This is a genomic window from Bacillus cereus group sp. Sample62 (assembly GCF_036851315.1).
Taxonomy (GTDB): domain Bacteria; phylum Bacillota; class Bacilli; order Bacillales; family Bacillaceae_G; genus Bacillus_A; species Bacillus_A wiedmannii.
Window position 1 is genome coordinate 1,055,986 of record NZ_JAFLPK010000001.1, and the last position, 17,932, is coordinate 1,073,917.

Sequence of the window (17,932 nt, forward strand, 5' to 3'; positions counted from 1 at the left end):
AGAACAAACTCTCATTTCTAGGGGGTTTGTTCTTTTGCTGTATAAATATGTTTGAGTAGGAAATTTTCATTTTGTAACTGAGTATGCAATACTAGAAAAATAGAAAATGATAATAGATTTACATTTTAAATAAGAAAAGGGGAAATAACTTGTGTCCATTTTAATTGTCGATGATAATCCGGTTAACATTTTTGTAATTGAAAAAATTTTAAAACAAGCCGGATATCAGGATCTTGTATCGCTTAATTCTGCACAAGAGCTTTTCGAATACATCCATTTTGGAAAAGATTCTTCCAGGCATAATGAAATTGATTTAATACTATTAGATATTATGATGCCTGAAATTGACGGACTTGAAGTTTGTAGGCGATTACAAAATGAGGAGAAGTGTAAAGATATTCCTATTATTTTTGTAACAGCTTTAGAAGATGCGAATAAATTAGCTGAAGCGCTTGATATAGGCGCAATGGATTATATTACGAAACCGATAAATAAAGTTGAATTGTTAGCGCGTATGCGTGTAGCATTACGCTTGAAATCGGAATTAAATTGGCATAAAGAACAAGAAGAAAACCTTCGTAATGAATTAGATTTAGCTACACAAGTACAAAGAAACTTATTAAGTAGCCCATTAAGAGAAGATCATATAAAAATTGAAGCAAGTTACTTACCTTCATTCAAACTAGCTGGAGATATGTATTATTGGTATAAAATCGATGAAAACCGCTACGGTATTATATTATTAGATGTGATGGGACATGGTGTATCTGCTTCATTAGTTTGTATGTTTATCTCGTCTGTTTTACGTGAATCGATTAAATGTTTAATCGATCCAGAACTCGTCATTAAAGACTTAAATAAATATATGACCCTTTTACATAATGAAAATGACAATATCCCATATTATTTTACAGCGATATACTTAGTAGTGGATACAGAAAAGGGAACAATTGAATATGTAAATGCAGGACATCCTTCTGGGTACGTTTTAGTTGATGAAGCGAATGTAGTGGAACTAAATCGCGGGAGTTGTGCGGTAGGATTTTTTGATGAAATAAAAGTTGAAAAGACTGTTATACCTTTTGAGAAGAACGCTCAAATAGTATTGTTTACAGATGGTGTGCTTGAAGCAATTGCAAATGATGAATTTGAGTCTGAAGAGAAATTACGTACTTTTACGGAAAGAAAATGGGGAGATTTAGAAGGCGAGATAGAAGGGTTTTATAAGGAAGAACAGAAGAAAACACAATCAGATGATATGTGTCTAATTATGATACAAACGAATGCGAAATAAAAAGCGTATGAAATCCAAACAGAGGATTTCATACGCTTTTTATTGTATTTTTTGATAGATTTGTTCGTTAGGATTAAACTGGATATAATGCGGCATTATATGTGAAAAACGAAGAGTTTCTTTATTTCCTAAACATAGGAATCCATTGTGGCCTAAACTTTCATAAAATAGTTGCTGTACTTGGTTTTGAAGTTTACTCGTAAAGTAAATTAAAACGTTACGGCAAAGTATAATATGAAATTCGTTAAAAGATTGATCAGTTACTAAATTATGCTGCGCAAAAATAATGTTTTGTAACAGGGATGGATTAAAATAAGCAAAACGACTATCTGTTGAATAATAGTTAGAAAATGCTTGTGTACCGCCAGCTTGTAAATAGTTTTTCGTATAAGTTTGCATTTTATTTAACGGAAGGATGCCTTGTTTTGCTTTCTCTAACACATCTGTATTCATATCTGTTGCGTAAATAACAGCTTTTTCACTTAATCCTTCTTCGTGAAGTAAGATGGACATTGATAATACTTCTTCACCAGTTGCGCATCCAGCATGCCAAATTCTAATTTCAGGATGCTTTCTTAATTCAGGAATAACATGCTCTCTTAGCGCCTTAAAAAAGATAGGGTTACGGAACATCTCAGTTACATTAATCGAGAAATCGTTTAATAACTGTTCTAAAAACCCTTCCTCATGAATTACCTTTTCAATTAATTTTGAAATGGTAGGGATATTAGAAATCTGCATTCGATTACAAATCCGCCTATAAATAGATGTGCGAGCATATTGGCGAAAATCAAATCCGGATAGTTTAAATACCGCTTCTAATAGTAAGTCAATTTCTAAGTTTGTGCGCTTATCCATATCTACAGATGGATCAAAATTATAATACTTATTTTCCACTTAAACTAAACCTCACTTATTTTATTAACCATACACTCATTACCGAATAGAGTTGATGTAAATTTAATGGTTTACTTATATAATCTGAAGCGCCAGCAGATAAACATTTTTCTTTATCATTTGGCATTGCTTTAGCAGTTAATGCAATAATAGGTATTTCATGTAACCCTAAGTTCATTCGGATATGTTCCATCGTTTCATAACCGTCCATATTCGGCATCATAATATCCATTAAAATAAGGTCAATAGTTGTATTGTTTTTTAGTATTTCTAAACACTCTATGCCGTTTTGTGCAGTAATAATGTTGGCATGTTGTTTTTCTAATGCATTTTGTAATGCAAATATATTTCGATGATCATCATCGACAATTAAAATAGTTTTCTCTTGGAAGACGTTATTTGTTTCTGGCGTCACGATAGTTTCCTCAATAACTTCAGCAGGAATAACATCTTCTATCGTTGCTGCGACTTCTAAATTGGATACTTGTATATCAGTTAACCCATTTGGAAGGTTAGGGATATATATGGTGAAAGTACTGCCTTCTCCTACATTACTCTCTAACGTAATCCAACCACCTAATAATCTAGCAAACTCTTTACAAATAGATAAACCTAAGCCTGTACCACCATATTTCCGAATCGTTGCTCCATCTGCCTGTTGAAAGGCTTCGAAAATAAGTTGGTGCTGTTCTTTAGCAATACCAATACCAGTATCTTCTACTGAAATTGTAATCCAATCATGACTGATAGACTGCATATCATGACTCAAATTGGTTGTTTCTATCGGATCGAAATGTAAAGAGACAGATCCTTTTTCCGTGAATTTAAATGCATTGGATAATAAGTTTTTAATAATTTGCTCAAGCCGTTTTGCATCTGTATAAAATAAATCAGGAATCGTATCACTATCTTCAATAGTAAATTCAACATTTTTTTGTGCAGCTATATGTAAAAAGTTTTGCTGCATATTTGCTGCCATATCACTTATGTTCGTTGCTTCAAAAATCACATCTAGTTTCCCGGCTTCTACTTTAGATAAATCTAGTATGTCATTAATTAAAGTAAGTAAATCTTTCCCAGATGAATGAATAACGGTTGCTAATTCAATTTCATCATCGGATAAATGATTATCATGATTTTCTCTTAACATTTCAGATAATAGTAAAATACTATTTAACGGTGTGCGTAATTCATGTGACATATTTGCTAGGAATTCTGATTTGTATTTTGAGCTACGTAATAACTCACTTGCTTTTTCTTCTAATTCTGATTTAGTAATTTGTAAGTCAGCTGTCTTTTGCTCGGCCTCTTCCGTTCTAGACTCTAATTGTTCATTCGTTGTTCTTAATTCTTCGGCTTGCATTTGTAGTTCTTCAGCTTGCGTTTGTAATTCTTCTGATTGAACTTGCAACTCTTCTGTCATTGCTTGTGATTCATGTAAAAGAGTTTGAATTCGCATACGTCCCATAATACTATGGATCGTTAAACCTAGGTTATCAACAGTTTGTTGAATTAAATCTTGATGTAAGTCTGAAATCTCAGTTACACTTACTAACTCCATTACTGCAATCACTTCATCTTCAAATAAGATAGGGACGACCAGTAGGTTTTGAGGGCGTATTTCTAATAAGCCGCTAGTGACATAACGAAATTCTTCTGGTATTTCTCGAAGAATAAAGCTTTGTTTTTCTAAAGCACATTGCCCAATTAAACCTTCACCCATTTTAATGGATTGTTTTCCAACATCAGAACCTTGATCGGCGAAAGAAGCTTTCTTCACATAGTAGACAGTGTCTTCAATTTCTTCACGTACATAGAATGCACCGCAAGAAGTTTGCGTTTTTTGTATAATTCCACTAAGAATTTTGTTACCTAACATCTCAATAGAAGGTACACCTTGATACATTAAAATTAATTCTGCAAGCTCGGTTTGTAACCACTCTCTTTTAGATATTTCGTCTAGTAGATGGTTCGTTGTATAAGCAAGATCTTTTATTTCATCCCGCGTGTTTACATGAATTCTTTCCGTAATTTTTTCTTTCGAAGAAATGGATTTAATAACTTGAATTACGTTTTTAATCGTTTTTGTAATGGAATTCGAAATATAGAGTGAAATGATAATAGAAATACAAGAAAGTAAGAACAATAAACTGTATAACCAAATCTCTAATTTATTATTTTCAGTATCTAATTGTGCAGCTCTTTTTTTCGTTAGTTGCTCCTCTACACCACGGAAGTTAGTTATCTGCGATTGTAATGACTGAATTTGAGTCGTATCGATTGCTTGTACGTTATTACTATTATGATTTGTAATTAATGGGTGAATCTCTTTATTAATCCAACTAGTAATGTTTTTATTAATCTGTTTTAATTTTTCTTGCTGAGAGGGGTTATCCTCTAATAGAGCCAAAAGATCTTGATAATGTTTTTCGTAATCCTTTTCCGCAGCGTTAAGAGATTGAACGTAATTTGCATCATTAGAAGTGATAAATCCTTTCGCTTTATTTTCAATTGTTAGCAATTCTTTCTCCACTTGATTCGTCAAATTAAGAACTTTAAAATCGTGATCAATAATAAAATTACGAGATTTTTGTAAACTAGAAATCTCATTATTTAACATAATGAAAGAGATAAGCAAGAACAAAATGATAACTAAATAACCAGCCATAATTTTGTAGCGAATACTAAATTTTGCTTTCGATGTCATTAAAAATTCCTACCTTCAAGGTTATTCAAAGTTTTCAATTGTAAAGAATGAAAAACGTAATATATATTATATCAGTTTTCATAAGGCCAAAGTAGAAATCCCCCTATTGTATTAGGGGGTTCTTTTTTAATAGAGGAAATCATTTTGAAATATAAAAACATATATGAAAAGTAACGATCGAGGGAATAGGGGAATCATAAAACTTTTAAGAAGGAAAGAGTGTTCTTAAAGCTTTTTTTGCATCTATTCCTTCAAAGACAAATAATACAAGCTCTCTCTTTTTTACAGTAAGGAAAAAGGATATTAATGTGCTTAAGCTTTTAATAGAAGTAAGTGTTCCATGTTTACTTATAAATAAATTAGTTTGAAATGTTGTCATTAAAGCATAAAAATGATGAATCTGCGTTATTGTAGGTGTTTCATTATAAAGAATAGTAGTAGATTGGATTGCATTCATCGAAATATTCCTTTCCATATAGTAAGCATAACAATATAAACATACCCGTTTTAAAAAATGTTAAACATATAAATAAGAAAAAATATAATTATAGTATTTTTACGTTTAGAAAGGGTTACGAAGGGTATACATATACTACAAAGAGATTGACTGAAGATGAATTATAAGATTTCTAGTCTATAAAAATAATACTTTTACTTTAAATAAAAAGGAGTCTGGTATACATGAATGAAATGATGATTGATATTACATTTGATTTAATTTACTTGTTAAGTAGTTCGCTTGTAATCCTTTTATTATTCGCTTTTTTCGTAAATGGTTATGTTAATAAGAAGATTAGTGTATACAGAAATGAAGAAAGATAAAGATACATTATATAAAACTTTAGGAGGTTAATAGTTATGAATGTAGATAGAAAAATAGTAGGTGTTTTTAGAACAATTGATGATGCGGCATGTGTTATTAATGAATTGAATGATAAAGGATACTCGGCGGATAATATTTCAGCTATTGCGAAGGATCAAAAGGAAATTGAACATTTGGAAGAAAAATCGGGTGAAAAAGTGAATCATGAAACTGCACATAAAGCGGATATCTTTTCAGCGACAGGGCTTGTGGCAGGAGGAGTAGCAGGCGGACTCGGTGGTTTATTAACAGGTCTTGGTATACTTGCCGTTTCTGGAATGGGTCCAATCGTAGCAGCGGGACCTATCGCAGCAGCTATTGGAGGAGCCGGTATTGGCGGAGGAGCTGGAAGTTTAATAGGAGCATTTATCGGATTAGGAATTCCTGAAGAACATGCTAAAAAATATGAAGAATACATTTACGATGGAAATATATTAATTTTAGTAGATGCAAAATTAGATGATAAGTTAGAAATCTATAAAATATTTGATAAGCATAATGCGTATAACTCCGATTTCTTTAAATAATATGTACTTCACATATCAATGATGAAAAATGTAAACATAGTGAATATCGTTTTTGATCTTACAACTTTGGCGCGGCCGAGGAGTCGTATGACTATAAGAGAGGAAGGGCTTATAGTAAAAGATCAAGTTCTATTCTGTTATTTAAAAGGGAAGAGGTGTCTTTTCGTGATTGTAAAAATAGTAAAGGATAGTAGTAATAGCTTCCTTTGTACGGTTCAAAATAAAAATGGAGATCAGTATGTGAAGAAATGGTTTCGTAAACAGAAAAACAATGAAGAATTAGGGCGACCAACTTTTAAAGAAGTAGAAAAGGACTGGAAAGAAAATAGAGAATCTTTTATGTATCCCAACATTAAAGCGCTTTATTAAAATTAAACATAATGCGTGTTTTATTCTTACAAAACTGTCACATTCCTGTAAGGTAATTCAATAGATTAGTTACTTTTTCCATGTCATAATAAAGACATAAGAAAGCTAATTAAAACTACAACTTATTAGGAGAGTGTCAGTCATGATTGTAACAACAACGTCTGGAATTCAAGGTAAAGAAATTATTGAGTATATTGATATTGTAAATGGTGAAGCTATTATGGGTGCAAATATTGTCCGCGACTTATTCGCTTCTGTTCGTGATGTTGTCGGTGGTCGTGCTGGTTCTTATGAAAGCAAGCTAAAAGAAGCTCGTGATATCGCAATGGATGAAATGAAAGAACTTGCAAAACAAAAAGGTGCGAACGCTATCGTTGGTATTGACGTAGATTATGAAGTTGTTCGTGATGGAATGTTAATGGTTGCTGTAAGTGGTACAGCTGTACGTATATAAGTAAGTAAAAAACAGGCTCCCCCTTGAAGTTGATGCTTTGAGGGGATTTTTTTGTTTCATGACTACAGTTAAAATGAAGAAGAGTGGATGGCGTATTATAAGTACAAAAAATAAGATGATGGCGAATGTACTAACTCGCTAAAATGATAAGCTGAAAAGTTATATTGTACATATGTTTAAAATGGGCAAAACGTTATTGTAAAAAATGCTAGGATTGCTCCTAGCATTTCGTGAGGGGGTATTGCACGGGAATTTAGATAATAAGCAGACGTACCCGCTTATTTCAAATGTAGTATATATTGTTTTCAAGGAGAAAAGTAAGAAATACAACAATCTTTATATATGTTTAACGAGAGTGTTAACTTTATGATAAATAATAAAATTGTTATTTGAGGTAAGGGGAGAAATAATGGTATGAATAACTTTAGAGGGTGTATAGTTTATAGAAATAAATGATTGAGCATGTAAAGAGTTGTATTACATAAAATTTATAATGAATGGAGGCAGTCACATTATGTTTTGGTTAGGATGTTTTTTAGGATATATTGTAGGTTCAGTTATTACATGTGCTCTACTTTACTATGGGTATAGATCCAATGAAAATAAAAAAGTGGATATACAAAAGAGGGGGGAGAGGAAAATCAATAAAAAAGGTGTATAGGATGTGGAAGGTAAGATGATAACGTTGATGCAAAAATAAAGGACAGTACATATTTTATATGACGACTATGTACTGTCCCGCTTATTCTTTTTGGATTATGAAAAGTTTTTTCCTGTCTTGCAATAAATTTCATAGGCAAAAAAACCAAATAAATAGCCTATTCCAGATCCTAAACTAATGGAAAGCAGTGAGAAATCCGGAAAAAACATACCGAAAACCAAACCAATCATACAGCCAACAAGCATTCCCATAGGTATTAAACTATCTAATAACAGTTGAGCTTTTTGAGATTTTTTCTTACCTAATTTTCCATTATTGTATTTATGTTCTAATCTTTTAATTACAAATACTACAATTCCACCAACTATTACAACAGGCGCGATTGCCGTGATTAGCCACATGTGAAAATCTCCTTTTACCTTTTAATAGAATTATACCAGATACTTACAATTATATGTTTCTAAACGTATTATTTAGTCTATTTAAAAGGTCAATCAAAAAGACTTCTTCTTTTGCATTTAATAACTCGTCAAAAACACTTTTCCTTTCGTTTTCTCAGCAGACTGCACGACATCAACCGCTGTTTTCACATCCGCTAAATCATATGTTGAATGTACTTTCATAAAACGTAATTGCTTATTTTCCACTAAGCGAATTAAGTGACGAAACGTTTCTTGCCATTTATATGGTGACACTTCTTTATTCCAATGTCGTAAATGAAATATGTTCGCGTGCACTTTTGCTTTCGTGACAATCTCTGCCCAGTTCACTTGTATGCCTGATAGAAGACCGATTGTTAAAAAGTGCCCGTTTGGACGTAAGGAGAAAGCTAATGCATTTCCATCCGGTCCTCCGATAGAATCAATCGCAGCATCCGCACCGAGCCCGTTTGTTAATTCCATAACAGTTTCATAAAGAGGGGCAGTGGAAGTATCAATTACATATGCAGCACCAAGGCGCAGTAATTCTTCTGTATGCTTATTATTTCTTGTAATAGCAATTAATCGGAAGTTTAAAATTTGTGATAACTGCGCAAAAAGATGACCAATAGCGGATCCACAAGCATTTACTAATAAAATGTCATTACTCTGTAAGTTTAACGTTTCTGTACAAGTAACCCACGCCGTAAGGGGATTAATATACATTTGTGCCGCTGTGAAATCATCGATGGAATCAGGAATAGGGACTACAAAATCAGCTGATGTCTTCACATATTCTTGCCAAGTACCTTCGCCTCGTAACGGTAAAACACGTTTACCGATAAGGTCTCTAGTAACGCCCGCGCCAACATCTTCTACAATACCAACACCTTCATAACCAGGTATGTTAGGTAAAGGGATTCTATGAGCGTACGCTCCGGTTATTGGAATTAAGTCAGATGGATTAATCGGCCTAACTAACATACGAACGAAAACTTCATTATCTTTTAATGATTCTATATTTTTATATTTAACTTGTAATACATCTTTTGGGTTCCCAAACTCATGAAATTGAATGTGTTTTCCGTGCAAGATAAATGTTCCCCCTTAGTTTGATTGGGTTTATTATAGCATTTTCAGTTTAAATGATTATTTCATTAGCACTAAATAAAAGGGAACAGAAAGTCGTCGTTTATACTTTGAGGAGATTTTGATTGTGCAAACTTTTAAAATATACATTAATTATGTAGCATTGTATGGATTGCTGAATAATAATCTTACATAAACATCAATGAATTTCGATATACAATAATTCATATTTGCATTTGGTAATGAGGATGAAGAGGAATAAGTGACTTATCCCGCTATTTGTGGGAGTCGGGCTGTATGTAAAAGCCTTCACTTTATCAAAATGTAAGTTGCATCTTGTATAATGTAATGGTGGAGGTCAGATATGAAAAAAATAAGTTTAAATATAGATTTGGATGCAAATGTATTGGAAGTGGTATTTATTCCAAGAAGGTTTATTATTTTATGGATTACACTCGTATATATAGCTTCAATACTTTTAGAATTTCGTAATAATATTTTCTCTATGGATAGTTTTTTCTTTACAATAGTCATTGTTATTCATACTATTTTTCATTGGTATGCGAGTTCATTAAAAAATAGGCAATTGTTGTACTTCTTTTTTATACAACTTTTCATTGTGTTTTTGGCTGCGTTTATTGCGACAAATGCTTCGATAGCGATTTTTGTTGGATTAACTCCTATTTTAATCGCCCAAAGTTTATATGTTTATAACAATATATTTAAAGTAATGGCAGTTTTTACTCTTATGTATGCAATATTCTGTGCTGCAATTAGTATTAATTATGGTGTGAATAAATTAGCTATTCTTATCTCTATGTTTCTTTTAGTGTTAGCAATTATTATTCCTTTTTCTTATATTAATAAGCAGCAATTTGATGCACGTAATCGTATACAGAGCTATATTCAAGAGTTAGAGTCTGCATATATGAGAGTGGAAGAATTGACATTAGCTAATGAAAGGCAGCGTATGGCAAGAGATTTACATGATACGTTAGCGCAAGGTCTAGCAAGTTTAATTATGCAATTGGAAGCAATAGATGCCCATATGCAGAAAGGGAATACAGGACGCTCTCAAGAGATCATGAAACAAACTATGATAAGGGCGAGACAAACTCTACATGATGCAAGGTTGGTTATTGATGATTTGCGTCATACTACTAATTCATTTAATGAAGCAGTAGAGGAAGAGATTCAACGTTTTTCTGAGGCTACATCTATACAAGTGAGATTTACTATTCAAAGTCCCCCACATATTTCAAACTTAGTAAAAGAGCACTGTTTATATGTAATTAGTGAATGTTTAACGAATATCGCAAAACATTCACAGGCCACAGATGTACATTTAAAAGTTGAATATATCAGTGATCTTGAACAACTTACTATTGAAGTTGAAGATAATGGAATTGGTTTTGACACTAGATATATCGGTAAGAATCCTGGACATTATGGTTTAATTGGTCTAAATGAGCGTGTTCGATTGATTAAGGGAGAAATACATATATTGAGTGAAAAGATGAAAGGTACGAAAGTGTATATTCAAGTGCCTATAAATAAAGAAGGAGATAGCCATGAAGCATAATGTATTAATTGTAGATGATCATTTCGTTGTAAGAGAAGGTCTGAAATTAATAATAGAAACGAGTGATTCATTTCAAATTATAGGTGAGGCTGCAAATGGAGAAGAAGCTCTTTCTTTCATAGAGAAAAAGGAACCTGATGTCATTTTAATGGATTTGAATATGCCTAAAATGAGTGGTTTAGAAACAATTGAGGCTTTGAATAAAAAACAAAACCATACGCCGATTATCATATTAACTACTTATAATGAAGATGAATTAATGTTAAAGGGAATTGAGTTAGGAGCAAAAGGATATTTGCTAAAAGATACGGATCGTGAGAATTTGTTTCGAACGTTAGAAGCGGCTATTCGAGGTGAGATTTTACTACAATCAAATGTTATGGAAAAGATAGTGAACTATAAAAGGAAAGAAATACATACTGATAAGGTTGAAGGAAACAATTTAACAGAAAAAGAATTGTTTGTGTTAAAAGCCATTGCGCGCGGATATAAGAATAAAGAAATTGCATTCGATATGGGGATAGCTGAGCGAACGGTAAAAGCGTATTTAACAAATATATACAATAAATTAGGTGTTAATTCACGGTCAGAAGCAGTAGCTGTATCTATTGAAAGGAAGTTAATTCATTTTTAAAACATTATATATGCCCAATCGTACATTATAGGCTTGCCCTTTTGTACGATTTTTTTATTTCTTTCTCGTGTTATGCTTCAGAAAGTATGAGAGATTTAAGAACATTGTAATTGTATTACAATTACAGGCGTTTCTAATGTAGGAAAGGAAGAAGAATAAGTAAATGGAAACTTTGCTTTTAATTTCTGTATTAATTTTCTTTATTTGGCTGCAAAGCAAACAAAGAAAATTAAACTGGATAGATATTATAACTTTTCTCATGATGATAGGGATTATTACTTATATGGCGCCGCAACCAATGACTAGGGATTTACAAGCAGAGTTACTGGCAGTTACGCTTTTTTCTTTCGCTATTGGTGTTTGGCAAGGTGGGGGAATTACAGTCTGTTATGAGGATGAAATTTTATATATGACAAATGGAAAACAGTTTTCCATTTCATGGGTTCTCTTAATAATTGGCAACATAATTATTATTAATATATTTGAAGATGGATTTACATTTAATGGACCTTGGTTTCTTTTGTGTAGTGTTGTCATTACATCTGGGGTGAAAACCAGTATTCTATGTGTTCTGTACAAATTAACAGTGCGAAATTGAATAGAAAAAAAGATATTTTTTTATCTTAATATAGAACGTATTACTGTAAGTTCATCAAAAGATTGTAGTCGATAAAAACGAGAAGAAAGAATGGGGGAGTTAGCTTAGATGTTTCTACCTATTACTACATTTGATAGGTTTAGTTGGCTGGGAAATGTTGCATTCTCTTCAGAAAAGGTTAGCAGGAATCGGGTGTTTTTGAGGGCGGAAGAACTAAATGCTAATTTGTATGAAAAGAAATATATAGACTCAGTTAGTAATATTCATGAGAAAATAACGATAGATGTTGTGAAATATGGTGATAATTATGTATCGGGCCATGCGGAACCTTATGCAACAGTTGTCATAACGAGCGGCGATATGCTTGTTGGATGTAGACGGGTTAATGAGTATGGAGAGTTTAAAATATATACGAATAATCATCTGGAAGAGTATTTGATAATAAAAGTTCAGTTGATATCAGATGGTTTTTATCAAGAAAGTATAATAGTAAAGGTAGATTGTTAATTTATAATGATTCCAGTTTTTGTTTACTAAATAAAATTAAAAGGAAGCAACAAATTGTTGCTTCCTTCTTCTATTAAGCCGAAGCTTTCTTCATTCTCTCAAGTAAACTAGATAAAATATGTGTACGATAAGATTCTAGTTTTTTACCTTCATAAGTACGGATACCTAATTTTTTCAGTTCTTTAACATACCAACCTTTGCTTCCGAAATACATGTGATCGCTCCCCTTCAACTTTGTTTTTATTTGTTCTGATTGTACTTGGAGGTACAGGTAATATAATGAAGGAAATGAATTTCGCGCGAAAATGGTTAACTTTGTTGCAAAAGACATATATACTAAGGATAGTATATAACGAGGTGGGCAAGACGTGATTATAGAGAAGCACGAAATTCAAATTGACCAAATTACGAGCGGTAAAGTGAATATCTTTACTTTCTATAGGAATAGAAAGCAAGTTGATGATCATTTTTTACGATTACAAGAACCATCGCTTACAGCAAACTACTTCTTCCATTTTCATTTTGATGCAGAGAGCTTGCATCTACTGCAGGAAGAGTTTCCGAGCGTATATCCGTACAACGGTAGTGAAACGATTCACGACTGGACGGAAAAGATGAAAGCAGAATTGCAACATCAGATCCAAACAGGAAAATGGAATAAGCGCGTACGTATCGGTAATCGCATTCTAGATGTGGTGTTTACGTGGTGTGACGAAGATATAGTAGAGTAAAAAGAAGCGGATGACGCTTCTTTTTTTAGCGCTGGAATAAAACGAGCTTACCTGCAGAAGATGTACAGCGATGTGTTTTTTCGTGCAATCCTTTTTCTTGTAAAATAGATTCACCTTTTGCTTTCGCTTCTTTTTCAGTTGCCGCCTCGAATGATTCGTCTAATGCTTTTGAACCATCTTTTTCAAAGACTGTTAGAACGTATACTCCCATGAAAATTCCCTCCAATAATAAAAATCAGAATCTTATAACTATTTTGGCATAAATCACTAGAATATGCAAAGAAATATATGACATTGCGTGTTACAATAAGGTGAAACTTTAATCATCGGGGAGTTATTCATTCCCGATGATTATTAGTTTTCAGCAATTTTAATTTTGATAAAATGAAACTTTTGAAAGATAGAAAGGATCGTTATTTGTGAAACAAGTGAAGTTTATACATGCGGCTGATTTGCATTTGGATAGTCCGTTTAAAGGGATGGAAATGAATGTTGCGCAGTCTGTTTGGGAGAGAATGAAGCAGAGTACGTTTGAATCGTTCGAGCGTATTGTTGATAAAGCGATTCAAGAGCGCGTTGATTTCGTATTATTAGCCGGGGATTTGTATGATGCGGAGACGAGAAGTTTGAGAGCGCAAGTGTTTGTGCGCGAGCAAATGAAGAGACTGTCGCAGTACGATATCCCTGTTTTTATTATTCACGGTAACCACGATCATTTAGGAGGAAGTTGGGCAGCAATTGAGTTTCCGGAAAATGTTCATGTGTTTACGGAGCCTTATGTAGAAGAGAAATCATTTTATAAAAATGGTGAGCTATTAGCTTCTATTTACGGGTTTAGTTATTTGCAGCAAGCGGTAACGGATAATATGACAGCACAGTATACGAAAATGAGTGATGCGCCTTTTCATATTGGCATGCTTCACGGAAGTGTGGAAGGGGATGCAGAGCATAATCGCTATGCACCGTTTCAAATTCGTGAGCTGAAAGAAAAGCAGTTTGATTATTGGGCTCTTGGCCATATACATAAACGTGAAATTTTATCAGAAGAGCCGTGCATTATTTATCCAGGGAATATACAAGGGCGTCATCGTAAGGAGACAGGGGAAAAGGGTGCGTATCTTATTGAACTTACGAAACAAGGAACGCAATGTTCATTTTTCCATACGGCGGATGTTGTATGGGATGAGATAGAAGTAAATATTGATGAGCTTGAAACTGTCGATGACCTTATGACGGCAGCATCAAGTACGATGAATGCGTGCCGAAGAGAAGAGGGAGGGACGCTACTAACTGTCATATTTACAGGGCAGGGCCCACTTTCTCCTTATTTACGTGATGAAAAACGTGTGGAAGAGATTTTTCATATTTTAGCAGCTGGCGAAGAGCGAAAAGACTTCGTATATGCGATGAAGTGGAAAAATGAGACGGTTTCTTTTGCGGAAATCGAGCGTTTGAAAGAGGAAAATCATTTCGTCGGTAGTGTGCTAAAAGAGTTAGAAGCTTTCACTAATATGGACGGCGTGTTGCGCACGATTTGGACATCTCCTGTAGCGCGTAATAGTATTGAATCTTTTACAGAAGAAGAGAAGAAAGAGATTCAAAAGGAAGCGGAAAATATTATTTTAGAGCAATTATTCCAGCAAGAGAGGGATAAGAAATGAGAATTGAAAAACTCCATATTTATGGGTACGGAAAATTAGAAAATGTGGAAATGGATCTGTCATTGCTGACGGTGTTGTACGGTGAAAATGAAGCGGGGAAATCGACAATTCGCTCATTTATGAAAAGTATTTTATTCGGTTTTCCGACGAGAGGACAGCGCCGTTATGAGCCGAAAGAAGGCGGCAAGTATGGCGGTGCGATGACTGTGCAAACAGAGAAGTACGGCCGTTTGAAAATTGAACGGTTGCCAAAGACGGCAGCTGGCGAGGTGACCGTGTATTTTGAAGACGGGAAAACGGGCAACGAGGAAATTTTACACGATATAGTAAGCGGGATGAATGAAAGTTTATTTGAATCTGTCTTTTCATTTGATATGCACGGTCTTCAAAATATTCATCAGCTAGGCGAAGCGGATATCGGAAATTATTTATTTTCGGCAAGCGCAGTCGGAAGCGATGCGTTGTTGCAGCTCGATAAAAAGTTAGAAAAAGAAATGGATCAGCGTTTTAAGCCGAGTGGTCGTAAACCAGAAATTAACGTGTCACTGCAAGAAATGAAGAAGCTTGAAGAGAAGATGAAAGAGTGGCAAGGGAAAATTGGCACGTATGAAAAGCAAGTGGAGCAGTTAAAAGAAAGTGAAGAGAAACTTGCTTCTGTTCGCGTGGAAAAAGAGAGTGCAGAAAAGCGAAAGCAAGATTATGAAATATTAGCAGCGCTTGAACCTCTCGTTATTGAAAAGCGTGCGCATGAGAAAGTGTTACAAAACGAGAGCGGGCAGTTCCCTGTAAACGGGATGGGGCGTTATGAAGCGATTAAGGCGAAGATGGAGCCGCTCCAATTACAAGTTGATTCGCTCCATAAAAAAATAGAGAATGTGCAATCGGAAATTGAATCGATTCAAATAGATGAAGCGTTTTTACAAAAAGAAAGTTACGTGGAAGAACTTCGTATGCAGCATATGTCTTACGAAAATGCACGCCAAGAAATGCGTGATATGACAGGAACGATTACGAATATAAAAGAAGAGCTGGCAGAACTAGAGCAGCAAATTGGTGCTACTTTTGAAAAAGAAACAGTCCTTTCGTTTGATATGAGTTTGGCAACGAAAGAATTGATTACGCAAACAGTACAAAAGGCACGTGAATTAGAAACGCAAAAAGTACAGCTTGATGATCGTTTTAAAGTAGCACAGGAGCAATTAGAAGAACAAGAAGAAAACATAAGACAGATTAAGCAGCAAATGTTAGCGGATGAAGAGCGAAATGCGTTAGCGGAGAAAGAGAAGTCGTTCCAAGATGCGGCGTTTATCGGTATGGGCGCAGAGAGAATGAAGCGCAAGTATGAGGAAAAAGCAGGAGCGGCAGTGCAAAAGAAAAAGCAGTGGCAAAGAGTTTGTCTTCTGTTACTTCTTATTAACACGCTTGTTTTATTCACGAGTTTATTTATAGATAACCGCTTACTCTTATTTATTAGTGTCATTATTTTTGTAGGGATTGTTCTTGCCCTTGTTTTATATAAAGATCCGTCAAGTGGATTACAAGAAGAACTTCTTACTCTTCAGCAAAGTGCTGGCGGGAGGCAAAGTGAAGAAGCGATGTCTGTGCGCTATGAGTTAGAAAAAGATGAAGAGGTTCGTAAGCTATTTGAACGTGAGTCGTATAAGTTGCAGCAAATGGAGCGAGCGTATGATAAAGTCGTTTCATCATATGAGGAATGGGAGCGAGAAACGTTCCGCATTAGCGAACAAGTAGATGTGTATAAAATGCGCTATACGTTCCCTGATTTTTACACGTATGCGCACATATTGCCAGCGTTTGAGCGTATGGAAAAAATGCAGCAATTATATCGTGAGTTAGAGAAACAAGGCGCTCGGAAATCTTCATTATATGAAATGATTTCGCAATTTGAACATAAACTAGAAACTGTTATCGGTAGTGCGGAGTATAGTAAGTTGCACGAGGCACAAAGTCGTATGCAAAATGAGAAAGAAAAGCGCCAAACTTGTAAGCAGCGAAAAGAGAAGCTTGCGGAATGGCAAGAAGAATATGAGTTCATGCAAGAGCAATTGAAACAACTGTTAGTAGAACGAGATAGTTTATGGCATATCGCACATTCTACAGATGAAGAGATGTTTTTAGAAGCAGGTAAGCTGGCAGAAAAACGTGAAGATGCTGAGAAACAAGTAGGGCGTTTATTACCGCAAATTGATCTGTTAGAACAGCGTTTAACGAGTTTATCATTAGCTGAACATTATGAGGCTGACGGTTATGAGGAAAAATTAAAGCAAGAACTGACAGCTGCGCAAAACTGTCTTACAAAGGAAAAAGAATTGACAGAGCGCATTGCGAAACATCGTATGGAAATCGCGAATTTAGAAGAAGGTAGTACGTACGGTGATTTATTGCACGAATGGGAAATGAAAAAAGCGCAAGTGCGTGAACAAGTGAAGAAGTGGGCTGCTTATGCGGCTGCGAAGACAGTGTTAACGAAAACGAAACAATATTATCACGAAGTACATCTTCCTCGTATTTTACAAAAATCAGAAGAGTATTTCGTCTATTTAACAGGCGGACGATATAGTAAAATCTTTTCGCCGTCAGAGACGGAACCGTTTATTGTGGAACGTAACGACGGTATGCGTTTTTACAGTCCTGAACTAAGCCAAGCGACAGCGGAGCAGTTATATTTATCGTTACGATTTGCGTTAGCGAAAACGTTTGAGCATGATTATCCATTTATTATTGATGATAGTTTCGTGCATTTTGATGCGATAAGGACGAATCGTACAATTGAACTCATAAAGGAAATTGCGAAAGATAGACAAGTCATCTTCTTTACATGCCATGCGCATTTATTAACGTATTTTACAGAAAAACAGATTATAAAATTAACGCATAAGCGTAAAGAAAATGAGTTGTAGTATGCTATACTAAAAGTAA

General features: G+C 34.4%; 19 protein-coding genes. 12 read left to right on the forward strand and 7 right to left on the reverse strand.

What is annotated here, in order from left to right; all coding sequences use genetic code 11:
• Positions 1–151: 151 nt before the first annotated feature.
• Positions 152–1,294 (forward strand): fused response regulator/phosphatase, encoded by a 1,143-nt coding sequence (locus J0835_RS05310; RefSeq protein WP_087979676.1) that lies wholly within the window; start codon positions 152–154, stop codon positions 1,292–1,294.
• Positions 1,295–1,333: 39 nt separating this feature from the next.
• Here J0835_RS05310 and J0835_RS05315 read toward each other — a convergent pair whose 3' ends face one another.
• The 3 genes from J0835_RS05315 to J0835_RS05325 form a co-directional block, all read right to left on the reverse strand.
• Positions 1,334–2,191: a CheR family methyltransferase gene (locus tag J0835_RS05315; RefSeq protein ID WP_087979677.1), complete on the reverse strand. Its 858-nt coding sequence runs from the start codon at positions 2,189–2,191 to the stop codon at positions 1,334–1,336.
• Between the two features lie 16 nt (positions 2,192–2,207).
• Positions 2,208–4,898, reverse strand: coding sequence for an ATP-binding protein (locus tag J0835_RS05320; RefSeq protein WP_087979678.1), 2,691 nt, complete (start codon positions 4,896–4,898; stop codon positions 2,208–2,210).
• Positions 4,899–5,103: 205 nt separating this feature from the next.
• Positions 5,104–5,355: a hypothetical protein gene (locus J0835_RS05325; RefSeq protein WP_048561747.1), complete on the reverse strand. Its 252-nt coding sequence runs from the start codon at positions 5,353–5,355 to the stop codon at positions 5,104–5,106.
• 224 nt (positions 5,356–5,579) lie between these two features.
• On the opposite strand from J0835_RS05325, the gene J0835_RS05330 reads away from it, so the two are divergent.
• The 4 genes from J0835_RS05330 (at position 5,580) to J0835_RS05345 (ending at position 7,110) form a co-directional block, all read left to right on the forward strand.
• Positions 5,580–5,720: a hypothetical protein gene (locus tag J0835_RS05330; RefSeq protein ID WP_001004564.1), complete on the forward strand. Its 141-nt coding sequence runs from the start codon at positions 5,580–5,582 to the stop codon at positions 5,718–5,720.
• Between the two features lie 36 nt (positions 5,721–5,756).
• Positions 5,757–6,287: a general stress protein gene (locus J0835_RS05335; RefSeq protein WP_001100080.1), complete on the forward strand. Its 531-nt coding sequence runs from the start codon at positions 5,757–5,759 to the stop codon at positions 6,285–6,287.
• A 165-nt stretch (positions 6,288–6,452) separates the two neighbouring features.
• Complete coding sequence (locus J0835_RS05340) at positions 6,453–6,656, forward strand: DUF4028 family protein (RefSeq protein WP_140386687.1); 204 nt, start codon at positions 6,453–6,455, stop codon at positions 6,654–6,656.
• Positions 6,657–6,798: 142 nt separating this feature from the next.
• Positions 6,799–7,110 (forward strand): YbjQ family protein, encoded by a 312-nt coding sequence (locus J0835_RS05345; protein WP_000637510.1) that lies wholly within the window; start codon positions 6,799–6,801, stop codon positions 7,108–7,110.
• Positions 7,111–7,866: 756 nt separating this feature from the next.
• Here the strand turns inward: J0835_RS05345 and J0835_RS05350 are convergent.
• Together J0835_RS05350 and J0835_RS05355 are read right to left on the reverse strand one after the other, a co-directional pair.
• Positions 7,867–8,172 (reverse strand): hypothetical protein, encoded by a 306-nt coding sequence (locus J0835_RS05350; protein ID WP_087979681.1) that lies wholly within the window; start codon positions 8,170–8,172, stop codon positions 7,867–7,869.
• A gap of 117 nt (positions 8,173–8,289) precedes the next feature.
• Positions 8,290–9,285 carry a zinc-dependent alcohol dehydrogenase family protein gene (locus J0835_RS05355; protein WP_087979682.1) on the reverse strand — a complete coding sequence of 332 codons (996 nt, stop codon included), beginning with the start codon at positions 9,283–9,285 and terminating at the stop codon, positions 8,290–8,292.
• Positions 9,286–9,643: 358 nt separating this feature from the next.
• Between J0835_RS05355 and J0835_RS05360 the strand changes: the two genes are divergently transcribed.
• From J0835_RS05360 to J0835_RS05375, 4 genes are all read left to right on the forward strand, one after another.
• Positions 9,644–10,861 (forward strand): sensor histidine kinase, encoded by a 1,218-nt coding sequence (locus J0835_RS05360; RefSeq protein WP_087979683.1) that lies wholly within the window; start codon positions 9,644–9,646, stop codon positions 10,859–10,861.
• Complete coding sequence (locus J0835_RS05365) at positions 10,851–11,495, forward strand: response regulator (RefSeq protein ID WP_087979684.1); 645 nt, start codon at positions 10,851–10,853, stop codon at positions 11,493–11,495. The genes J0835_RS05360 and J0835_RS05365 overlap by 11 nt, the downstream gene beginning before the upstream one ends.
• A gap of 163 nt (positions 11,496–11,658) precedes the next feature.
• Complete coding sequence (locus J0835_RS05370) at positions 11,659–12,093, forward strand: hypothetical protein (protein ID WP_087979685.1); 435 nt, start codon at positions 11,659–11,661, stop codon at positions 12,091–12,093.
• A 108-nt stretch (positions 12,094–12,201) separates the two neighbouring features.
• On the forward strand, positions 12,202–12,600 hold the full coding sequence (locus J0835_RS05375; RefSeq protein ID WP_087979686.1) for a hypothetical protein: 399 nt from the start codon (positions 12,202–12,204) through the stop codon (positions 12,598–12,600).
• A 73-nt stretch (positions 12,601–12,673) separates the two neighbouring features.
• On the opposite strand, the gene J0835_RS05380 is transcribed toward J0835_RS05375, so the two are convergent.
• Positions 12,674–12,814, reverse strand: a complete 141-nt coding sequence (locus tag J0835_RS05380) for a YflJ family protein (protein WP_000273535.1) — start codon at positions 12,812–12,814, stop codon at positions 12,674–12,676.
• A 154-nt stretch (positions 12,815–12,968) separates the two neighbouring features.
• Here J0835_RS05380 and J0835_RS05385 point away from each other — a divergent pair, with 154 nt between their 5' ends.
• Positions 12,969–13,331 (forward strand): hypothetical protein, encoded by a 363-nt coding sequence (locus tag J0835_RS05385; protein WP_000582797.1) that lies wholly within the window; start codon positions 12,969–12,971, stop codon positions 13,329–13,331.
• 25 nt (positions 13,332–13,356) lie between these two features.
• Here J0835_RS05385 and J0835_RS05390 read toward each other — a convergent pair whose 3' ends face one another.
• On the reverse strand, positions 13,357–13,542 hold the full coding sequence (locus J0835_RS05390; protein ID WP_000539550.1) for a YhzD family protein: 186 nt from the start codon (positions 13,540–13,542) through the stop codon (positions 13,357–13,359).
• 208 nt (positions 13,543–13,750) lie between these two features.
• Here J0835_RS05390 and J0835_RS05395 point away from each other — a divergent pair, with 208 nt between their 5' ends.
• Together J0835_RS05395 and J0835_RS05400 are read left to right on the forward strand one after the other, a co-directional pair.
• Complete coding sequence (locus J0835_RS05395; protein WP_087979687.1) at positions 13,751–14,992, forward strand: metallophosphoesterase family protein; 1,242 nt, start codon at positions 13,751–13,753, stop codon at positions 14,990–14,992.
• Entirely contained in the window at positions 14,989–17,913 is a 2,925-nt protein-coding gene (locus J0835_RS05400; RefSeq protein ID WP_087979688.1) for an ATP-binding protein, read from the forward strand. The genes J0835_RS05395 and J0835_RS05400 overlap by 4 nt, the downstream gene beginning before the upstream one ends.
• The last annotated feature ends 19 nt before the right edge of the window (positions 17,914–17,932 follow it).

Bases quoted from the DNA above. Each gene is read 5' to 3' on its own strand.
- J0835_RS05320 (WP_087979678.1), bottom strand. From the start codon at position 4,898: ATGACATCGAAAGCAAAATTTAGTATTCGCTACAAAATTATGGCTGGT.
- J0835_RS05325 (WP_048561747.1), bottom strand. From the start codon at position 5,355: ATGAATGCAATCCAATCTACTACTATTCTTTATAATGAAACACCTACA.
- J0835_RS05330 (WP_001004564.1), top strand. From the start codon at position 5,580: ATGAATGAAATGATGATTGATATTACATTTGATTTAATTTACTTGTTA.
- J0835_RS05335 (WP_001100080.1), top strand. From the start codon at position 5,757: ATGAATGTAGATAGAAAAATAGTAGGTGTTTTTAGAACAATTGATGAT.
- J0835_RS05345 (WP_000637510.1), top strand. From the start codon at position 6,799: ATGATTGTAACAACAACGTCTGGAATTCAAGGTAAAGAAATTATTGAG.
- J0835_RS05350 (WP_087979681.1), bottom strand. From the start codon at position 8,172: ATGTGGCTAATCACGGCAATCGCGCCTGTTGTAATAGTTGGTGGAATT.
- J0835_RS05360 (WP_087979683.1), top strand. From the start codon at position 9,644: ATGAAAAAAATAAGTTTAAATATAGATTTGGATGCAAATGTATTGGAA.
- J0835_RS05365 (WP_087979684.1), top strand. From the start codon at position 10,851: ATGAAGCATAATGTATTAATTGTAGATGATCATTTCGTTGTAAGAGAA.
- J0835_RS05370 (WP_087979685.1), top strand. From the start codon at position 11,659: ATGGAAACTTTGCTTTTAATTTCTGTATTAATTTTCTTTATTTGGCTG.
- J0835_RS05375 (WP_087979686.1), top strand. From the start codon at position 12,202: ATGTTTCTACCTATTACTACATTTGATAGGTTTAGTTGGCTGGGAAAT.
- J0835_RS05380 (WP_000273535.1), bottom strand. From the start codon at position 12,814: ATGTATTTCGGAAGCAAAGGTTGGTATGTTAAAGAACTGAAAAAATTA.
- J0835_RS05390 (WP_000539550.1), bottom strand. From the start codon at position 13,542: ATGGGAGTATACGTTCTAACAGTCTTTGAAAAAGATGGTTCAAAAGCA.
- J0835_RS05400 (WP_087979688.1), top strand. From the start codon at position 14,989: ATGAGAATTGAAAAACTCCATATTTATGGGTACGGAAAATTAGAAAAT.